This is a genomic window from Sinomicrobium endophyticum (genome assembly GCF_052983315.1).
In genome coordinates, this window is record NZ_JBRKIS010000046.1 from 14638 (window position 1) to 31555 (window position 16918).

The 16918-nt window shown below is 38.9% G+C and carries 17 protein-coding genes; 8 read left to right on the forward strand and 9 right to left on the reverse strand.

Features of this window, described 5'->3' with window-relative positions:
* Positions 1–12: 12 nt before the first annotated feature.
* Positions 13–486, forward strand: coding sequence for a hypothetical protein (locus ACVBDU_RS19315; protein WP_447181355.1), 474 nt, complete (start codon positions 13–15; stop codon positions 484–486).
* A 57-nt stretch (positions 487–543) separates the two neighbouring features.
* On the opposite strand, the gene ACVBDU_RS19320 is transcribed toward ACVBDU_RS19315, so the two are convergent.
* Positions 544–1080 (reverse strand): hypothetical protein, encoded by a 537-nt coding sequence (locus ACVBDU_RS19320; protein ID WP_447181356.1) that lies wholly within the window; start codon positions 1078–1080, stop codon positions 544–546.
* A gap of 409 nt (positions 1081–1489) precedes the next feature.
* On the opposite strand from ACVBDU_RS19320, the gene tnpA reads away from it, so the two are divergent.
* Entirely contained in the window at positions 1490–1921 is a 432-nt protein-coding gene (tnpA, locus tag ACVBDU_RS19325) for an IS200/IS605 family transposase (RefSeq protein ID WP_447181357.1), read from the forward strand.
* A 176-nt stretch (positions 1922–2097) separates the two neighbouring features.
* On the opposite strand, the gene ACVBDU_RS19330 is transcribed toward tnpA, so the two are convergent.
* A complete protein-coding gene (locus ACVBDU_RS19330) occupies positions 2098–3357 on the reverse strand; it encodes an alpha/beta hydrolase (protein WP_447181358.1) in 1260 nt (419 codons plus the stop codon).
* A 324-nt stretch (positions 3358–3681) separates the two neighbouring features.
* Positions 3682–4425 (reverse strand): M949_RS01915 family surface polysaccharide biosynthesis protein, encoded by a 744-nt coding sequence (locus ACVBDU_RS19335; protein WP_447181359.1) that lies wholly within the window; start codon positions 4423–4425, stop codon positions 3682–3684.
* Between the two features lie 323 nt (positions 4426–4748).
* Here ACVBDU_RS19335 and ACVBDU_RS19340 point away from each other — a divergent pair, with 323 nt between their 5' ends.
* The gene (locus tag ACVBDU_RS19340) at positions 4749–5510 is read left to right on the forward strand and encodes an isocitrate lyase/PEP mutase family protein (protein WP_447181360.1); all 762 of its coding nucleotides are present in this window, start codon (positions 4749–4751) and stop codon (positions 5508–5510) included.
* A 239-nt stretch (positions 5511–5749) separates the two neighbouring features.
* Here ACVBDU_RS19340 and ACVBDU_RS19345 read toward each other — a convergent pair whose 3' ends face one another.
* Both ACVBDU_RS19345 and ACVBDU_RS19350 read right to left on the reverse strand, forming a co-directional pair.
* Entirely contained in the window at positions 5750–6130 is a 381-nt protein-coding gene (locus ACVBDU_RS19345; RefSeq protein WP_447181361.1) for a nuclear transport factor 2 family protein, read from the reverse strand.
* Between the two features lie 371 nt (positions 6131–6501).
* Positions 6502–6876, reverse strand: coding sequence for a winged helix-turn-helix transcriptional regulator (locus ACVBDU_RS19350; RefSeq protein WP_447181362.1), 375 nt, complete (start codon positions 6874–6876; stop codon positions 6502–6504).
* Positions 6877–7031: 155 nt separating this feature from the next.
* Between ACVBDU_RS19350 and ACVBDU_RS19355 the strand changes: the two genes are divergently transcribed.
* The 3 genes from ACVBDU_RS19355 to ACVBDU_RS19365 all read left to right on the forward strand — a co-directional run bounded on the left by ACVBDU_RS19355 (position 7032) and on the right by ACVBDU_RS19365 (position 8913).
* The gene (locus ACVBDU_RS19355) at positions 7032–7367 is read left to right on the forward strand and encodes a DMT family transporter (RefSeq protein WP_447181363.1); all 336 of its coding nucleotides are present in this window, start codon (positions 7032–7034) and stop codon (positions 7365–7367) included.
* Positions 7368–7520: 153 nt separating this feature from the next.
* Positions 7521–7940, forward strand: coding sequence for an SgcJ/EcaC family oxidoreductase (locus ACVBDU_RS19360; RefSeq protein ID WP_447181364.1), 420 nt, complete (start codon positions 7521–7523; stop codon positions 7938–7940).
* A 109-nt stretch (positions 7941–8049) separates the two neighbouring features.
* Entirely contained in the window at positions 8050–8913 is an 864-nt protein-coding gene (locus ACVBDU_RS19365) for an alpha/beta fold hydrolase (protein ID WP_447181365.1), read from the forward strand.
* A 239-nt stretch (positions 8914–9152) separates the two neighbouring features.
* On the opposite strand, the gene ACVBDU_RS19370 is transcribed toward ACVBDU_RS19365, so the two are convergent.
* Positions 9153–10091, reverse strand: a complete 939-nt coding sequence (locus ACVBDU_RS19370) for a redoxin domain-containing protein (protein ID WP_447181366.1) — start codon at positions 10089–10091, stop codon at positions 9153–9155.
* A 504-nt stretch (positions 10092–10595) separates the two neighbouring features.
* On the opposite strand from ACVBDU_RS19370, the gene ACVBDU_RS19375 reads away from it, so the two are divergent.
* Positions 10596–12965 carry a TonB-dependent receptor gene (locus ACVBDU_RS19375; protein WP_447181367.1) on the forward strand — a complete coding sequence of 790 codons (2370 nt, stop codon included), beginning with the start codon at positions 10596–10598 and terminating at the stop codon, positions 12963–12965.
* A gap of 28 nt (positions 12966–12993) precedes the next feature.
* Here ACVBDU_RS19375 and ACVBDU_RS19380 read toward each other — a convergent pair whose 3' ends face one another.
* Positions 12994–13167, reverse strand: a complete 174-nt coding sequence (locus ACVBDU_RS19380; RefSeq protein ID WP_447181368.1) for a hypothetical protein — start codon at positions 13165–13167, stop codon at positions 12994–12996.
* 616 nt (positions 13168–13783) lie between these two features.
* Between ACVBDU_RS19380 and ACVBDU_RS19385 the strand changes: the two genes are divergently transcribed.
* Entirely contained in the window at positions 13784–14737 is a 954-nt protein-coding gene (locus ACVBDU_RS19385) for a gliding motility protein GldB-related protein (protein WP_447181369.1), read from the forward strand.
* 60 nt (positions 14738–14797) lie between these two features.
* Here ACVBDU_RS19385 and ACVBDU_RS19390 read toward each other — a convergent pair whose 3' ends face one another.
* Positions 14798–15598 (reverse strand): hypothetical protein, encoded by an 801-nt coding sequence (locus ACVBDU_RS19390; RefSeq protein ID WP_447181370.1) that lies wholly within the window; start codon positions 15596–15598, stop codon positions 14798–14800.
* A 327-nt stretch (positions 15599–15925) separates the two neighbouring features.
* On the reverse strand, positions 15926–16831 hold the full coding sequence (locus ACVBDU_RS19395) for a class I SAM-dependent methyltransferase (RefSeq protein ID WP_447181371.1): 906 nt from the start codon (positions 16829–16831) through the stop codon (positions 15926–15928).
* Positions 16832–16918: the final 87 nt, after the last annotated feature.

The window sequence follows — 16918 nt, forward strand, 5'->3', positions numbered from 1 at the left end:
AATAATAAACGTATGAGAAAAGTATCTTACTTGATATTATTAATATGTATAACAAGTTGCTCGAATAATGATGACAATAATATTGATGACAATAATGAAGAAATATCTATTTGCTTGGAAAAAAAATTCCTAGAATCTTTTGTTATTGAGCCCAATGACTGCGTTATTTTTAATGATAACCCGAATATGACTTTTACATTTCTTGGGTTTGAACCTTATACCAAAACACACCCCACTAATGTTCCTCATGCTAGAATAAGTGCAAGGTTAGTCGAAGAAAACGATACTTGGGAGTTCCATACGGGAATGATTTATGAAGATTATGAATTGGAAGGAGCTTCGTTTTCAGGAAGAGTACATACTGGAATTAATAATGTTAGCTATACAATTTTTTTCGATGATATTGAGTTTACAGAAACTGAAACACAAATCATATTTCATAAAGCAACAATAAGATTTGGATACTATGATTCTGAATTTGATTAAAAACTCGCATAAACCAATAAAAAAATACAGTTGTAATATCACTATTTTCTACTGATTTTAAAGTGGTGTTAAATATTCCATTCTGTATTTTTTCATTTCTTCGGGGTACAATTCAGACATCAGGCTAAGATAACGTTCCATATTCATTCCTGTATTACCAAGTCCCGTTGATCTCAGTATAATTGTGTCTTTCTCTTTCGGATTTGTAATAATAAAAAACGGGCTGGCTGTTTTCTTGGTATAGTTAATGTCAAAATCCAACATCATCTTTTCCAGATTGAGGGTGTCGTTTTTAAATTTATAGAGAACTTTCGGAAAGCGAATGATAGTATCGTCTTCCATCACAAATTTTTCTTTTAGCTGTAAATATATACTGTCATTGCTTTTCGTGATTTCAATTTGATCAAATTCCTCCCACAAGCACATTGATAAATTTACTTCAATATTCAAAGTGTCATTGTTTTCCATTTTATGAGCAAAATCGGTATAATTTTTTACTACTCTAAAATCTGATTTTTTAAGCTCATTTTTTTGTTCACAACCAAATACAAATGCCAGACTTAGAATCAATATTTTAAATCTTTTGGTTTTCATCTACTTGAATTATTAATAAGGAAATGTTTAGCAACCGTAAATTATAGAGGAAGACATCAAAAGTTAGGCCAAATAACCCATTCCACACACATTGCCCTCCCCTCCTACTACCACTCCCGGCAAACCTGCCTGCCGGCAGGCAGGGAGTGTTCCATTACATTTTTAAGGAAGTTCAGAAAGGAAAACTTTTCAGAAGATCATAAAAGGCAGGATGCTTTTTTCTCAAATCGACGATAGGAGATTAGCTGTGCTGAACCACTGCGTTAGGTTTCACGAACTCCGCTTTATTCAAACAATAAGAGTGTGAGTAAAGCAAAGTCACCCTTCGGCTTTAGTGGTCTCAGTAAAAGTCAAACCTATGCACTTTAGTGCATCTCGCTTTAGCTTCTAAAAATTTTTATCTTTGAGTATGGGAGATCAGCGAGTCAATGGTCATACGGTATCACGTTTAACAGTACACATAGTGTGGAGCACTAAATATCGTTTCGGCGTTTTAACGGGGGATATCCAACGCCGTTGCCGCTCCATTTTGATCCAGGTTTGTGACGTAGAAGGCGTACAGATTCTCAAAGGAGTTGTGAGTAAGGATCATGTTCATATGCACCTCGAGTATCGTCCCTCACAATCTATCAGTGGCTTAGTAAAGAAGTTGAAAGGGCGCAGTTCCCGGAAATTACAAGAAGAATTTCCCTCCTTGAGGAAGCGTTATTGGGGTCGTCATTTTTGGGCGATCGGATTTGGATGTTGGAGTACAGGCAATATTACGGATGAGATGGTCAATGAATATTTGGAGCATCATCGCACTTCAGATAATGATAGCGATGCTTTTATATTAGAGTAATCACGTACTGCTGACTTTAGTCAGATTTAAAAACCTATGGACTTCAAGTCCATAGTGGTTTAGTTTATCCTTAGCTTGTCGAAAGGCTAAGGGAAGGTACCGTGCAAGTAATTGTAGTTCAGATAAATAACTTTTATCGGCTAAAAGTGACCAATACCCATGTTTGCTCATGGAACTTATTGTTTGTTAGCATTCTTTTTTAGTTTTTCCAGGTGATTCAAGTATTGTTCCGAACTCGGTAATTCCAGTTGACGGGAAAGCTCATAGGCTTTGGACAATGTCACCATAGCTTTTTCTATCTGATTATCGTTCTCGTATGCTTTTGCAAGTTCATAAAAAAAATGGGGGGAGTTGGGCCGTAGTTCAACGCATCTTTCTAAAATTTCTATACCCTCCGCTACCCTTTCTTGTTTTATCAGGTAAGGACCAATCAAGCTTAGCCTATTTCCACTATTCCATCGTTCTGCTCTTGGTAAAATCTGGAAGCCATATTTTTTTGATAGCCGTTCATAGTATTTATCCATATTATGCATGGCATTTCCCGGTTCGTTTACGATGTTTCGATACCTGGCAAACCATTCTTTTTTTGGAAAAACCATACCTAAAGCTTCGATCAATGCCGGAAGTGCCACATCGTAGTGTCCCTCATCGGGAAATAGTTTTGAGATATATTTAAAATTTTCCGATTCAAGGGGTGAAAGAATGCTGTCCAGTTCGATAAGGTTCTCTCCGATTTCGGGGGAGTTTCCTCCGCCATCACCATCTGCAGAGGTTACATACAGGTAGTTTTTTCTACCGGGATGATTCTTCACTTCATCCGCAATCAAATCAATAAAACGTTCCCCTTCCGTATAGCCCATACCTAAAATATCTCCGGAAGCAATGGCAATATGAGCGTCAAACAATCCCGGTTCTTTTACAAAAGTGTGATGAACATAAATGGAGGTAAAAGAAAGCCCCATGATGAGTCTGAAATCGTTAGCGCGGTATTTTGATCTGAGATAGGGAAAAAGTTCTTCTTTCAGGTGTTTGGTAAAAGGATCCGGGTTTTGGTCTGCTAATTTCTCCGTTGGCCAAAAGGTACTTCCATTGGTATAGACAGCAGGAATATATGACATGTCCAAAATGCTGACCACTATCGTTTCGGGCATCCTTTCTACTGAACTCAAATGCTTTACCACACCAGAAACCATGTAAAAGAATTCATCTTCAAGAAGTAGAAGTACGGGATATGTATGATCATTTGATACTTCATGGAAACTTTCAGGAAGATAAATATGCATCTTCCGGTTCTCATTTAAGGCCTCTGAATAAAAACTATCCTGTTGGGCAAAACCCAAAGGAGTTGATGAATTTTGTTGACTAACCTGACCTACGAGGACGAGGCTATGAAAATTCAGCAATACGATGCTGAGAAAAAGGTAGTTAAATTTCATCGTTTTCGTTTATGGTAAGCGGTGTCTTAATTTCAGGCCCATAAATCTCTTCTTTTCTTCAAATATACAGAATTTTATAAAGTCCGGATTTACGGGAAACTACATTTGAAATCAGGGCTAAACACCCCATTCCATACACATTACCACTTCGCTCCTATCGTCGCTCCGGGCAAACCTGTCTGCCGGCAATAAAGGCGGGAATCTACCTCTTTTTCTCCTTTTTCTCCGATATGCTCATTATAGCCATTCTTTTTGCTCTTTATCACCAATAAGGGTTGCCCCACCCAAAAAAATATAAAAACCCGGGGTGTGTATGTAGCAGGGTTATTTATAGGTTCGTGTGCCGTGTTTTGTCCACATCGATTTTGCAAATTTTCTAAAAACCTCCGGGGCGTTGCCAAAGGCATTGTCAAAGACATAGCTGCCGCCGAAGGATTCTCCATTCGGGGTTTTTATCGTTTCTTCTCCCCGCATGGCATACTTTTGCCTTCCCTCGTACATGATGATCTTTACGATGTCCGGCCCTATATCGCCCCGGCAGCCTGTCTTATACATCAACCATACTTCACCTGTGCCATTCCCGTCCAGGTCGGTAACTTGTAATGTGCGTTCTATAAAACCGGCAATTATATCTACGGGGCAATTTTTAACATAATCATAGACCTTCCAGGTATGTTTCGTATTGCCAATGCTGTCCGAGAAATGATAGGCGAACAATTCGGCATTGTTACAGCGGTCACATTCTTTAGTTTTTCCGGGGTAAATACCCGTTTCCGTTATAATTACCAGGTTTTCTCCCTTGTTGTCTGTCCAGCGCACGGCATCCTGTATCATCCCTTTGTATAAAATATCTTTGGCAAGGCTCGTGGTATCCACTTGCTGCGGGCTTATCTGCCCCCAACCCGATAATGACCATATCGATAAAACAGCCATGAAGGCCAGGCTTAACAGAATATTTTGTTTTTGTTCAAATCTGCATGTACTTCCGAAAGGTACGATACTGTCTTTTAATTTAGTCCGAAACTTGGAAGCATATATTTTGTCAAATGAGGTCCTGTCAATTTTCATTCCATATTTTTTCAACTTACAGACAACTTGATCATATTCATTACTTTCCCAATGTTTCTGCAATTGGTTTAAAATGTTTCAAATATATAGAATTTCAACAAACATAACGGCGTGAGTAAAGCAAAGCTACCCTTCGGCTTTAGTTTATCCTGAACTTGTCGAAGGGCTCAGGGCAGGCGCCACGCAAGTACATTATAGTTCAAATGATTCAGAGGTCATAGAAATAGCTCTGCTTACACATAATTATAATGTTTTCTTAATTACAGGCTTTCTTCAATTATATTCAGTACCTTACTAAATATCCTAATCCTAAAAAAACAATTATGAGCATAGCAAGTAATTTCAAAGCGCTTCACCAAAACGACACGCCATTATTATTGGCCAACGTATGGGATGCACATACGGCAAAATTAGCACAGGAAGCCGGCTATACGGCATTGGGAACTTCCAGCCATGCCATTGCCAACTCTTTAGGGTTTAAAGATGGAGAAGAGATCAGCTTTGAGGCCTTATTTTTTGTCGTGAAGCACATCGTAGCTGTTGCCAAAGTGCCCGTATCGGTCGATTTTGAAGCAGGATATGCGGACGATCCGAAGCAGGTGGCAAAGTATGTGAAGCAACTTGCGGATATTGGTGTGGCCGGTATTAACCTGGAAGACGGCGTTGTAAAAGAGGGTAAACGTATACTCGGTGATGCGACAGTATTGGCGGCAAAAATTAAAGCCGTTAAAGCAACCACAGCTATTTTTATAAATGCCCGGATAGATACGTATACAACCAAACATCCGGACAGCTTTAACGAATCGGTTTCCAGGGCTCTGATCTACAAAACAGCGGGTGCAGACGGCATATTTTTACCGCTGATAGAAAAAGAAACGGATATTAAATCATTTATAACGAAAGTAGATCTGCCGCTGAATGTATTTACCACACCAAAATTACCGGATTATGAAACATTGGGAAAACTGGGAGTAAAACGTATCAGTCATGGTGCTAAGCAGTATGAATTACTGATGAAAAAATCCGAAGAGATATTTAAAAATTTTCAACAGACGAAGGATTATACCTTAGTGTTAGGCTCATAAGCCATCGTCTTTTCCTGAATTTAAGGGACGTTTTGGAGAGAAAACTTTTCGGAGAAATTTTGGGAACTCTGCTTTATTCAAATAATAAGAGTATGAGTAAAGCAAAGCTATCCTTCAGCTTTAGTTTATCCTGGCTTGTCAAAGGGCTCAAGACAGGCGCCACGCAAGTACATTATAGGGAAAATGACAGCCGATATGGTATAAATTAAAGAGACAGGCTGTTTAGGCCGTGTTTTTTGTCAAGGTAATTGCATAAAACTTGCGCCGATAACTTTCAAAGTGTCGTCAGAACGTTTCCAAACTCTAAAATATCTAAACTGTCCCTCTATAGGTGTTTCCATTATTTTTCCTTTTGCAGTCATTGTTACAATGGAAATTGCAGTGTTGCCTGTTATTTTAATGTCCTCAATTACTGTTGAAGCGTCTTCAATAATCATTGTTTTCACTCTATGAGAGCTTAAGTCCATTTCTTTAGTTATAATTTGCCCTGTTGGTGCAATTGCAACTAAGTCATTGTGTAACAGTTGGTCAAGCAGGTCCACATTACTTACAAGTTGAGCCGAAAAAAGTTTGTTTTCCGCTTCAACGACGTCTTCTCTGGTAATTTTTGTTTTGTTCATATCTGATTTATTTGACAGGTTCGTATCTTCCGGCATACCCTTGCCTTACATACACTCACTTTTCCGATGCATTTTATAAAGGTACGAATTATAACATGTTATTTAGGGCAATCTCAAACTTAGCTGCTTCTGCCTCAGTAAATATAAATATTTGTGGACATCATTATAAATTGTTCGTGTAATCTTCCCTGAATATATAGCCTTTTTTTTGCCCTGATACAAAAGAAGTCATATCACGTGCAGCGTTGAATCAAGTTTTTTTAATATCTGACATCAATATTAAATCCAATCCCCATCTATTCTAATGGCAGGGTGTTTTTGGTTTTTATCCGGGGTGTCCTATTCCTTTCCGTCGCATTAATATCCACACACTAAAGTTCATTTGCTACATTTTCATTTCTTTTCACAGCGAGTTCGGCAACCTTTTCAGCGTGGGTATCCCCCCAGTTCTGCATAGCTTCAATAACCGTAAGAAGGGTTTTTCCGAACGCGGTAAGGGTATACTCAACCCTTAACGGATAACCTTCGAAAGTCTGCTTGGAGACAATTTCATAATCCAATAATTCACATAGTTGCTGGTTTATCACCCGTAAAGTAGCTTGTTTAATGGCTTTTTGAATTTGTGTGGGCCGGTTGATTCCGTTAGCTATACAATCAATGATACAAGGTTTCCATTTTCCACCGATAACTTTCATAGTAACGGTAACACCATAATCAAATGTCTGAGGTATTTTGTTTACATACATAAGCTGTCCCCCGTTAGGATTACCAACGTAAAGTTACAAATAAATCCGGTGTACTTTCTGTGAAGGGATAAGGATAAATTTATCCATAGGATTCTTTCCGCCCATATTTCATATTGTTTTTAAGCCAGGTAGCTTTGTAAAAAAAATCATCAAATATGAAATATCTATTTCTTTTCGGAGCAATTATATCGGAGATTATCGGTGCACTGGCAACAAGGCAATCGAACGGGTTCACCAAACTACTTCCTTCATCCATAGCAATTTTAGGTGTCGTCGGGGCATATTACCTGTTGTCGTTGTCTTTAAAGAGCGGTATGGCCATAGGAGTAGCCTACGGAATCTGGGCTGCAGTGGGTATTTCCACGTTAGCCATATTAGGGGTTTTTCTTTACCAGGAAACATTAACTCCGGTACAGTTAATCGGGATAATACTGATTATAGGAGGAGTTTTAGCATTGGAACTGGGCAAGGGTTCCGTAGGATTCGGTTAATTTGCTGTCACAGTCCAACTATATCAGGCCAGCTGTTGAAAACTAAAAAACTTCAAAAAATAACATTTTGTATTCTTGTATTTAGCATATAAATGTAACTTTATAAAACAGAACAACTCCAGACGAGTTCATATACGCAACAACACCGGGCAAATGGAAGCAGGACAAAAATCAGATAGACAAATAATAGAAGCCGCCCTGGATGATTATGTCACTCATTGGAATAACAACGATATGGATTCCTGGGGAAACCTGTTTACCGATGATGTGGATTACATCAATCGAAAAGGAGGCTGGTGGAAAAACAACAAAGATAATATTGACGGCCATAAACAAATCCACAAAATGTTAATGGAAACGGGGCAGCCCAAAACCTTTGGGTTGAAAGTCGGTAAAATAGAATTTCTAAAACCGGATGTGGCCGTTGTTCAGGCATTGAGTACATGGCCGGGGTTTAAGCCATTGGGATCTGGAGATGAAACCTATACTTTAAAAGGCATTCTTACATGCATTTTTGTAAAAACAAAAGAAAAATGGCTTATTAAGACTCTGCACAATACGCTGAGAGATTAAATCGAAATTTTTAAGAAGGGAAAATAAGACGCAATACACAATGTGGCTTACCTTGTTGCGGCAGGAACCGTATGGGCCGGATGTACAAATAAATCGTATAAAATCAGTAATGGAGAAAATTAATATTGAAAACGAAACCTTTCTGGAAATTGAAGACCAGGGCTCAGGTCCGGTATTAATTCTGATACATGGCTGGCCGATTACTTCATATCATTGGAGAAAAAATATACCGGAATTAAATAAGGCCGGGTATCGAACGATTACTGTAACACTACGGGGACTTGGCGGCCAATCTTCGGGAAAAGGAAATTGGGAAAAAGAGACACTCTCCAAAGAAGTCATGAAGTTGATTGATGTTTTGGAAATAAACGAATTTTCTATCATCGGGCATGATTGGGGAGGAACCATTGCGTATATGATTTCTATGGATTATGCCTCCCGGACCCGGGCATTGATAATTGAAGAAGAGCTTTTACCCGGCGTAAACAGAAATATTCCTTTGCCCGGCAGAAAATTCTATCCCACCTGGCATGCTCCTTTTAACCGCGAGGAAGGACTTGCGGAAAAACTGGTGCCAGGGAGGGAATCCTATTATTACGGTTCATTTCTGGATTCCAGTGCCGGGCCAAACGGGATGGATAAAGAAGCCAGAAATGAATACCTGAAGTCCTATTCCAAACCGGAATACCTGGCGGCTGCAGTTGGATATTACAGAACCCGGGAGGAGGATATTCTGGCATTACAATCGCGGAAATTTAAAACAATTTCATTCCCGGTTTTAGCAATTGGCGGAGAATATGCTATGGGATCTGCTGTTAAAGAAGGCTTAGAGCAGGTTATGAATGACCAGGTGGAGTTTTTGATGGTAAAAGATGCCGGGCATTACCCTGCCGAACAATCCCCGGAAGTAGTCAATAAAAAAGTTATGGAATTTCTGGAAAACGCTTATAACACATCAAAACGAAAAGAGTGAAAAAGGATAAAACTTAGACAGTCTCTTAATATTCTTTGTAGCATACCGCTATATCATTACTAAAAGGATTTCATTTCTTTATTCAGTTCATGTATTAATCTGTCCTCCAATTTTTTTCCTCTAAGGTCTTTTGCTATTATTATGCCTTCAGGATTAATCAAAAAAGTAGAGGGTAAAGCCATAACATCATATAAAGCAGACATTTTACTATAACTACCATTCCTGTCAATAACGCTTGTTCAGGATATGGAATCTTTTTCATTTGCCTTTTTCCATAGTTTTATATTGTCATCGGTAGAAAAACTGAATATTTCAAATCCTTTCTCTTTATATTTATCGTATAATTTAACCAGATTAGTGTTTTCCTTTCTACATGGGACACACCAGGACGCCCAGAAATCCAATAGTACATATTTGCCATCTAATTCTGATAGTTTAATGTTTTTCCCTTCAGAATCCATACCGCTAATATTTCTATACTTATCTCCGATAGTAATGGATTTATTTCGAATGTAAGTTTTTATAACCTCACCATATTTGGAATTTTGATACTTTTCGGGAAATTTATTGAAAAATAATTCAAGTGAATCTTTATTGAAATCGTTCCTTAAAAAAAACAGTTCTTTGATTGTGTAAAATGAGGGAGCTTCTGAAACAATGCTTCTAACCCTGATATCAAACATCTCACTATCAATATCTTTTATTTGAAGATTTAATCTTCCGAACTCTTCTTCGGAACCTTCTGATAGAGAGGACATGGATTTTATTATTAGTGTGGTTAAGCTATCTCTTTTTTGAGCAAGATTTTTTTGTTCATCACGATATCTTGTATAAACTTCATTCAAAGGAGTTCCTTGAATAGTTGAAAAAGCGAAATTTTCATTATTGCCATTTATTTTTATCATTCCTCGCTCAATCCAGAGTACCAATGATTCAATTTTAGCTGCCTGAATTCGCGCACTAAATGGTTCTTTTACACTGCCGGTAAAACTTAATTTGCCATCATAAATTTTTGCCGAATCAATGAATTCATTTTTGTCCAAATTCAAGAGTTTGAAATCCGTACCATCCCGGAATCCATTTAAATTCAATTGGATAGAAAATTCAGGTTCTGTTTTTTTATTACAGGAGATTGTTGTAATGGAAAAAATGATTAATAAGAATACTATTTTATTCATGATTTTTGTTTAGTAGCGATACGTTAATTTTTAGTCCTTTCATTGTAAAGTACTGATTTGAATTTGCCTTTGTGAACTTTGTGCAAATCTTTGTGCTCCCTGTGATTAAATATCAACCACAAAGCGATGTCCTGAGCGATGCCGAAGGAGGTTCCAGGTATACACAAAGAACAGTAAGTTGACTTGTTATCAAAATTTAATGCTTCAGTACTGATTTTTGTTCGTGAGATTTATAACTCGCCATGTATGTACTTAACAAATATACATTTGTACCTCGGCTAAGGTTAAATATACTGAATTTTAAGAAGTAATGGTTTTTATGAGAACCACAACACAGATTAGCTGGCATACTCTATTTTACACCCTCCCTCCTATCACCGTTCCGGACTAAAAGTTTAAAAGAAAGTCCGGGAAGAAAACAGTAAAAACATCATGAAATCGGACTACTTGCAATTTAGATTTAAATAAGTATCTTCGCCGATATTTGAAATGAGTCTAAATAAAATGAAAGCTTTACTATTATCACTTGCTTTGGTTTTTTGTGTAAACGGATATTCCCAGGGATACCAGCTTAAGGGAAAAGTTACCGATATAAATGACGTACCCCTGCCCGGAGTGAATATTTTTGAAACAAAAACCGGTTCCGGAACACAGACGGATGAAAACGGGAAGTTTGTTTTGAACTTTTCTGTAGAGGGTATATGCGAACTTACGATTTCACATATCAGCTTTACTACCCGGAAATTAAAGGTAAATATCGGAAGTTCGGTTTCCGATCTGAATATTGTGATGGAGGAATCCGGTGTTGATCTGGATGAAGTGGTAATCGTTTCCAACAGGGATAAAGAAACTCGCGCCGAAGTACCTTCATCCGTTTCTGTCCTATCGTCAAAGCAAATACAGCAAATGAAGCAGTATTCCAATGTCATTTCCGACATAGTTTCGCGGATTCCCGGGGTTTCGTTAGCCAATAACAGGCAACAGACCCGGGGGCAGAAACTCAGAGGTCGTAATATGTTGGTTTTAGTGGATGGAATTCCCCAGTCCACTCCCCTTTTTGTGACGGATAACCTGAATTACCTGGACCCTTCTGCCGTGGAAAGGATTGAAGTGGTCAAAGGCTCTACTTCCATATATGGGAACGGGGCCCAGGGAGGTATCATCAATTATATAACCAAAAAGGGCAATACCGCTAGAAAGATGGAATCCCATACAAAAATCGGGGCCTCCTCCTTTCTTGTAAAGCCAAACCACACGACAGGAATGGATGTGTCCCAGTTTTTTAACGGACAGGCAGGCAAAATAAATTACACCGTCGGGGGTGCTTACAAGCAATTCGGTATTATGCGTAGTGCAAAGGGGGAGATTTCATCTCCCAAAGACGGGCTGGGAGAAACCGAGTGGTACAACCTTTTTTCCAAAATCGGCTTTGATGCGGGTAATGGGTACAACCTGGAATTGATGTACAACTACTTTGGAAATAACCAGAAATCGGAGCTGAAACAAGTTCCCGGTGTCTATGGCGAAACCCCTGCCCTTGGTGTTTTTGGAGAGAGAGATCCCGGTTTGGCGGGTCAGGGAGTGAAGTACAATCACAACCTCAGGTTTTCCCTGAATAAGAGCGATATCTTTAAAAACACCGATCTGACGGCAACCTATTACCTGCAAAAATTCAGGACCATCTATGCCAGCTATGATTACTATACAGACTTGTCGCAAGGTTATATCGAAGGGCAGCCGGAGCTTACATCCGATCAGAAGGGACTAAGGGTCAATTTGAACACGGATTACGCCTTGTCCGACCGTTTTAAAGGAAATATCATTTACGGGCTGGATATACTGAGCAATAAAACTGCCCAGCCCATGACGGACGGAAGGCTGTTTACCCCTGAAATGGATATGAAAAATTACGCCGGCTACCTGCAGGTCAAAGCAAAAATAGACGATTTTATTTTTAAAGGTGGCGGAAGATATGAAATCATCAACATCCATGTAGATGATTACACCACCATATATCGTGACAATGGGGAAACCACCGGCGGCGGACTTGATGTAAAAGGAGGAAAACTGGATTATAACGCCTTTACCTACAACCTCGGATTGCGTTATAACAAATGGAGATTCCTCCAGCCCTATGCGAGCTTTTCCCAGAGTTTTTCCGTCGGTGAACTGGGCAGGATTTTGCGAATAGCTACAGATCCGAATATCATAAGTGATAATATAAGAGAGACCAAGGCCGTGATAACCGATAACTTTGAACTGGGACTGGAAGGCCGCCTGACAAGTAAGATCAGGTATGGGGCAAATTATTTTATCAATAAGCAGAAGTTGGGCACAACCTATATTATAAATCCCGAAACCAACTTTTTCGAGTTATCCAGGTTGCCCGAAAAAATATACGGTGCCGAGTTTGAATTGAATGTTATTTTGAACACCAAACTGGATGTTGATCTTTCGTTATCCACCATCGAAGGTAAGACCGACAACAACGACAATGGAAAATTCAATGACAGTGAAGACGAATACATGGATGGCTCCAGGATAAGCCCTTCTATTTTCAGGGGGGATATCAATTATAAGGTTACCCCGAAATGGCATGTAAATCTGGCGGGAACGTATATTGGAAACAGGGACAGGTTTGAAGCGAATGAAGGAGGCGGTTACTCGTACGGCCGCGCTCCTGTCAGGAACTTTTTCCTGGCCAATCTTTTTACGTCCTATCAACTTACCAACAGCACCAGCCTGCTGGTTGGTATAGAAAATTTGTTTAATAAAGACTATTACCCGTTAATTTCGCAATGGTCCGCCAGGGATGATGATTTTATTAAAGGCAATGGGATCAACTGTAAGGTATCCGTAAGTATAAAATTGTAGCCTATAGTTTGATAAGGATAACAGCCGGCTATTCTACTTTAACAATCAAACGCTTCAACTCCTCGGGAGTTATATAAGGATCGTACTCCATTTCCGGGGCATTTATGGCCGGACCGAGATTTACAGGGGTTGTGTAATTTCCGTCTTCAAAGCGACTCCTGTAAATATCGTGAGAACCGTATCCGCCAGGCCTGTTTGACACAAGATAAAGATTTCCGTTAGTACTAAGGAAATATAAAATTCAGTGCTCTCATTTACCGGTTCTGTTCATTTTCCCTTTCCGTTACTTAAGATCAGGAAACTATCCCAAATATACAGATTTTTAAGAAGTTATAATTTATTTGTCACAATCCCCCCTCTTATATGGCATTTTTGCACAGCCAGGGTTCCCGCTGTAAAGAATAACTTTGTACTTCATAGGAATTGGCAAATTGTTTTCGGCATAAGACAAGCAGATTAAATTAGGTTTCTGGGTTACTTGAGTTACTGAGTTATTGCGAGTTGGCTAAAAAACCGATAGCCTTCATGGGGACTATTAATCCAATAAACTATTTTGAATTATACACATAGATGCTATTTGTATTAATCTCATAAACCAAGAGTTAAATATTTGTATGCTTATAAAATGAATAGGCATTTCAAAAGAACCTGACTTTTGTGGGCTTTGTGAAAAACTTTGAGCCCTTTGTGGTTTTCCCTGGCACGGGTCTTATTTTATCACAGAGATTCACAACGTATTGTAGAGAAATTAAATGTATAACTCAAAACTATTTTTTAACTTATACTTGATTGTGAACGATATAATCCACTGAACAACAATGAAGAAAAAAGCACTCCTTCTTTTCATAACCATATTTTCCACATGCCTGGTAAATGGGCAAACTCCCAATGGCGGGGTTTATACTTCCGATATTGAAAATTTCTGGCTGGCTTATGACAGCATCCGAAAAACACCTGGAGAAAGGGAACAGCTAAGCATAATGAAAGAGGTTTATATCCGTAAAGCTACGGCAGGACTGGAAGCTTTTATGACATTGCGGAATTTTGACGAAAAAGACCTGGTTTCCGTTATTAATAAATACCCGGAATTCTGGAAATCCATCCGATCCAACACCCTGATCGTGAAAGATAAAGAGACCGAAATAAGCAGGTTTGTCACAAAATTCAAGCAACTTTACCCGAAGTTTCGGGAAGCGAGTATTTATTTTTGTATTACGGCCATACGCTCCGGGGGCACTACCAGAGATTCTCTTGTTTTGATCGGAACCGAAATAGCGACCGGGAACGCTGCAACCAATGTTTCCGAATTTCCGGATAAACGATTGGAAAATTTCTTCAAAACGCAACAATCAGACAATATTGTGCCCGTTGTCATACACGAATATGTACATACACAGCAAAAGACAGAAGGGAAAAATCTGCTTGGGCAATCCATATACGAAGGGGCTTGTGAATTTATAACGGAGCTTGTTTTAGGAAAAGAACTGCAACACATCTTTCTGACATATGGCAGGGAAAATGAGGATAGCTTAAAGGTGAGATTTAAGAAAGAAATGTTCTCCGAAAACTTTGAGAGCTGGCTGTACAACGGTAGTTCGGCAAAAGTCGGGGATTTGGGTTATTTTATGGGATATGCCATATGCAAAGCATATTATAAACAGGCTAAAGATAAAAATAAAGCCATTGCCGAAATCATAACTTTAAATTATGCGGACAATAAAGCGATAAAAGGTTTCTTGAAAAAATCAAAATACTTTACATCCCAATATTAATCTTTGATTTTCATTGGCTTGACTACCATTCACCCTGTAATGATGTTATGTAAAAGCTGGCTATCCCCTGTCCCGCGGTTCAATATTCTCTTTTAGGATTGGCACCTTCTCCAAATCGTAAATCATGGTGGTTACATCTGCCTGAAACCATTGCCGGAACATTTTGTACGTACGGTTTTTAGGCCAGTATTTTTTGGAATACCACTCATCCAGTTCCATTCGGAATAATTTATCAAAGTTTTTTTCCAGCCATTTTTCCAGGTCATCAATGGTATCATCAACCAAATAAATGTTGGATTCTTTAATTTTTTCCACTTTATCTTCGGAAATAAAGCTGTTGACCCAATCCAAAAAAGGCTGTTTCGGTTTTAAAACAATAGCATGGCGATCGATATAGTTCTCTTTAAAACCATCGTCGTTGATTAGACCGGATTCTTTGTCCCGTTCTTTTTCCAGCATGTAGGTCGCTTTATCTAAGGTCCGTAGGACGAGTTCCTGTTCCCCTTCATCTTTCCCTGCGGAAAACCTGAATTCCGTAATAAAACGGTCGTATTCTTTATAATGAGATACCTTATAGGCAACCATCTTCTTTAACAACTCTACATTTATTTCTATATTCTCCCCCGGTTTAGGAGTAATAATCCTGTCAAATTCTTTTTTGGGTACGAATACTCTCATATTGCCCATATTCCAGGCGTTTATACTAAAATGTAAAATATATTCGGGACCCTGGTCCGGGGAGAAATCATCTTGAAAAGGAATAATAAATTCATTTAACAAACCGGAATATTTAATATCTTCTTTTCCGGGTATTTTACTGTTTTCAAACAGTCTCCTTATTCTATCTTTTTTACTAGCCATTTTTTTTGATTTAGAGTAGGTGATGAAATTTATTAATCGTTCAAATTTTGCATTGCTCAAAGGCAACACTTTAAATATACAAAATTTATAGATTATAAAGTATTCAGGTTAAAACACTTGGCTATACAGGTGAGATTAATATTCCGTCCCGATGACCATCGGAATCCTTCGGAAATCAATTCATTATCCTGGTTTTCTCATATATGTGTTGCGGGTTTTCCGGGGTGATTTACTATATATATAAGAATAAATTTTATAAAAAGATTAACATCACCTGATAAAAATATGTTAATATACATCCCCTCAATAACCCAATATCTCATGGTTTTAAACCCGTTCAAACACAAGCCTGTAATGGTCCATGATCTCCTGTTCAAAACAGATACGGTTGGGACTGATGCGGAATACATCTACCTGGTGCCTGAATTCTTTGTCCGTAATGTATTTTGGCAATAAGGAAAGATAAAGTCCGTATTTTTTCAGGTTGAACTTCCTGAATCTTTTTCGCCACTGCCCGATCGTTTCTATATAATCCAGCCGTCCACTGCTTTTTGAGATCAGCTTAAAACCGGGTGAAGCATTTTGTATAACCATTTCCGGTCCGTACGGAAGCCAGGATCCCGGAAATTCTTTGATCATCAAGGCCATAACATGAGCAGCCGAGCCTTTTTTAGCGCGGATATCAATGGCCTCAAAGTCGGGCATATTCTTGCTGAAAGTCATGGTTTGCATATAAAATCTGCCGCCAACCGGCAAGAGTTTGGTTAACGTGCTGAAGAAATCCCTGTATACCTGTTCCTGTTTTCCCGCTTTCCATTCTTCGACAGAACAGAAATGCTCAAGACCGCCAATGCAGGTAATCGCGTCGAATGTTCCGTAATCTTCCGGTTTGATATAGCGGCAATCCCGTACCAATACCTTCATGCCATTCTTCTGGCAGGCCGCGGCCTGTCCCTCGGATAAGGTAAGCCCCATACCTTCCGCCTCTCTTTCTTCGGTAATGAATTTTATAAAAGGTCCCCATCCGCAGGCCATGTCCAGTACTTTGCTCCCCTTGCCGATATTAAGGCTGTCAGCAATAAAGCGATGTTTTGCTTTCTGCGCTTCTTCGAGTGTCAGGGAAAAATCACCGTCGTATTTCGCCCCGCTGTAATCGCCCGTTTCGCCCATACTCAAACGGAATATTTTGTCTATGGTGGTGTAGGTGAAATCCAAATCATTTTTATCAGCCATCTTTCTCTTTTTTACATACGCCCACTTTCCTGTGAAGTATGTCTAAAAGTACAAATTCGAAAGCGATTCACAGTACTTTATTTGATT

Excerpts from the sequence above, each read along its gene's own strand:
- ACVBDU_RS19315 (WP_447181355.1), top strand. The coding sequence starts at position 13 with ATGAGAAAAGTATCTTACTTGATATTATTAATATGTATAACAAGTTGC.
- ACVBDU_RS19320 (WP_447181356.1), bottom strand. The coding sequence starts at position 1,080 with ATGAAAACCAAAAGATTTAAAATATTGATTCTAAGTCTGGCATTTGTA.
- tnpA (WP_447181357.1), top strand. The coding sequence starts at position 1,490 with ATGGGAGATCAGCGAGTCAATGGTCATACGGTATCACGTTTAACAGTA.
- ACVBDU_RS19330 (WP_447181358.1), bottom strand. The coding sequence starts at position 3,357 with ATGAAATTTAACTACCTTTTTCTCAGCATCGTATTGCTGAATTTTCAT.
- ACVBDU_RS19335 (WP_447181359.1), bottom strand. The coding sequence starts at position 4,425 with ATGAAAATTGACAGGACCTCATTTGACAAAATATATGCTTCCAAGTTT.
- ACVBDU_RS19340 (WP_447181360.1), top strand. The coding sequence starts at position 4,749 with ATGAGCATAGCAAGTAATTTCAAAGCGCTTCACCAAAACGACACGCCA.
- ACVBDU_RS19345 (WP_447181361.1), bottom strand. The coding sequence starts at position 6,130 with ATGAACAAAACAAAAATTACCAGAGAAGACGTCGTTGAAGCGGAAAAC.
- ACVBDU_RS19350 (WP_447181362.1), bottom strand. The coding sequence starts at position 6,876 with ATGTATGTAAACAAAATACCTCAGACATTTGATTATGGTGTTACCGTT.
- ACVBDU_RS19355 (WP_447181363.1), top strand. The coding sequence starts at position 7,032 with ATGAAATATCTATTTCTTTTCGGAGCAATTATATCGGAGATTATCGGT.
- ACVBDU_RS19360 (WP_447181364.1), top strand. The coding sequence starts at position 7,521 with ATGGAAGCAGGACAAAAATCAGATAGACAAATAATAGAAGCCGCCCTG.
- ACVBDU_RS19365 (WP_447181365.1), top strand. The coding sequence starts at position 8,050 with ATGGAGAAAATTAATATTGAAAACGAAACCTTTCTGGAAATTGAAGAC.
- ACVBDU_RS19370 (WP_447181366.1), bottom strand. The coding sequence starts at position 10,091 with ATGAATAAAATAGTATTCTTATTAATCATTTTTTCCATTACAACAATC.
- ACVBDU_RS19375 (WP_447181367.1), top strand. The coding sequence starts at position 10,596 with ATGAAAGCTTTACTATTATCACTTGCTTTGGTTTTTTGTGTAAACGGA.
- ACVBDU_RS19385 (WP_447181369.1), top strand. The coding sequence starts at position 13,784 with ATGAAGAAAAAAGCACTCCTTCTTTTCATAACCATATTTTCCACATGC.
- ACVBDU_RS19390 (WP_447181370.1), bottom strand. The coding sequence starts at position 15,598 with ATGGCTAGTAAAAAAGATAGAATAAGGAGACTGTTTGAAAACAGTAAA.
- ACVBDU_RS19395 (WP_447181371.1), bottom strand. The coding sequence starts at position 16,831 with ATGGCTGATAAAAATGATTTGGATTTCACCTACACCACCATAGACAAA.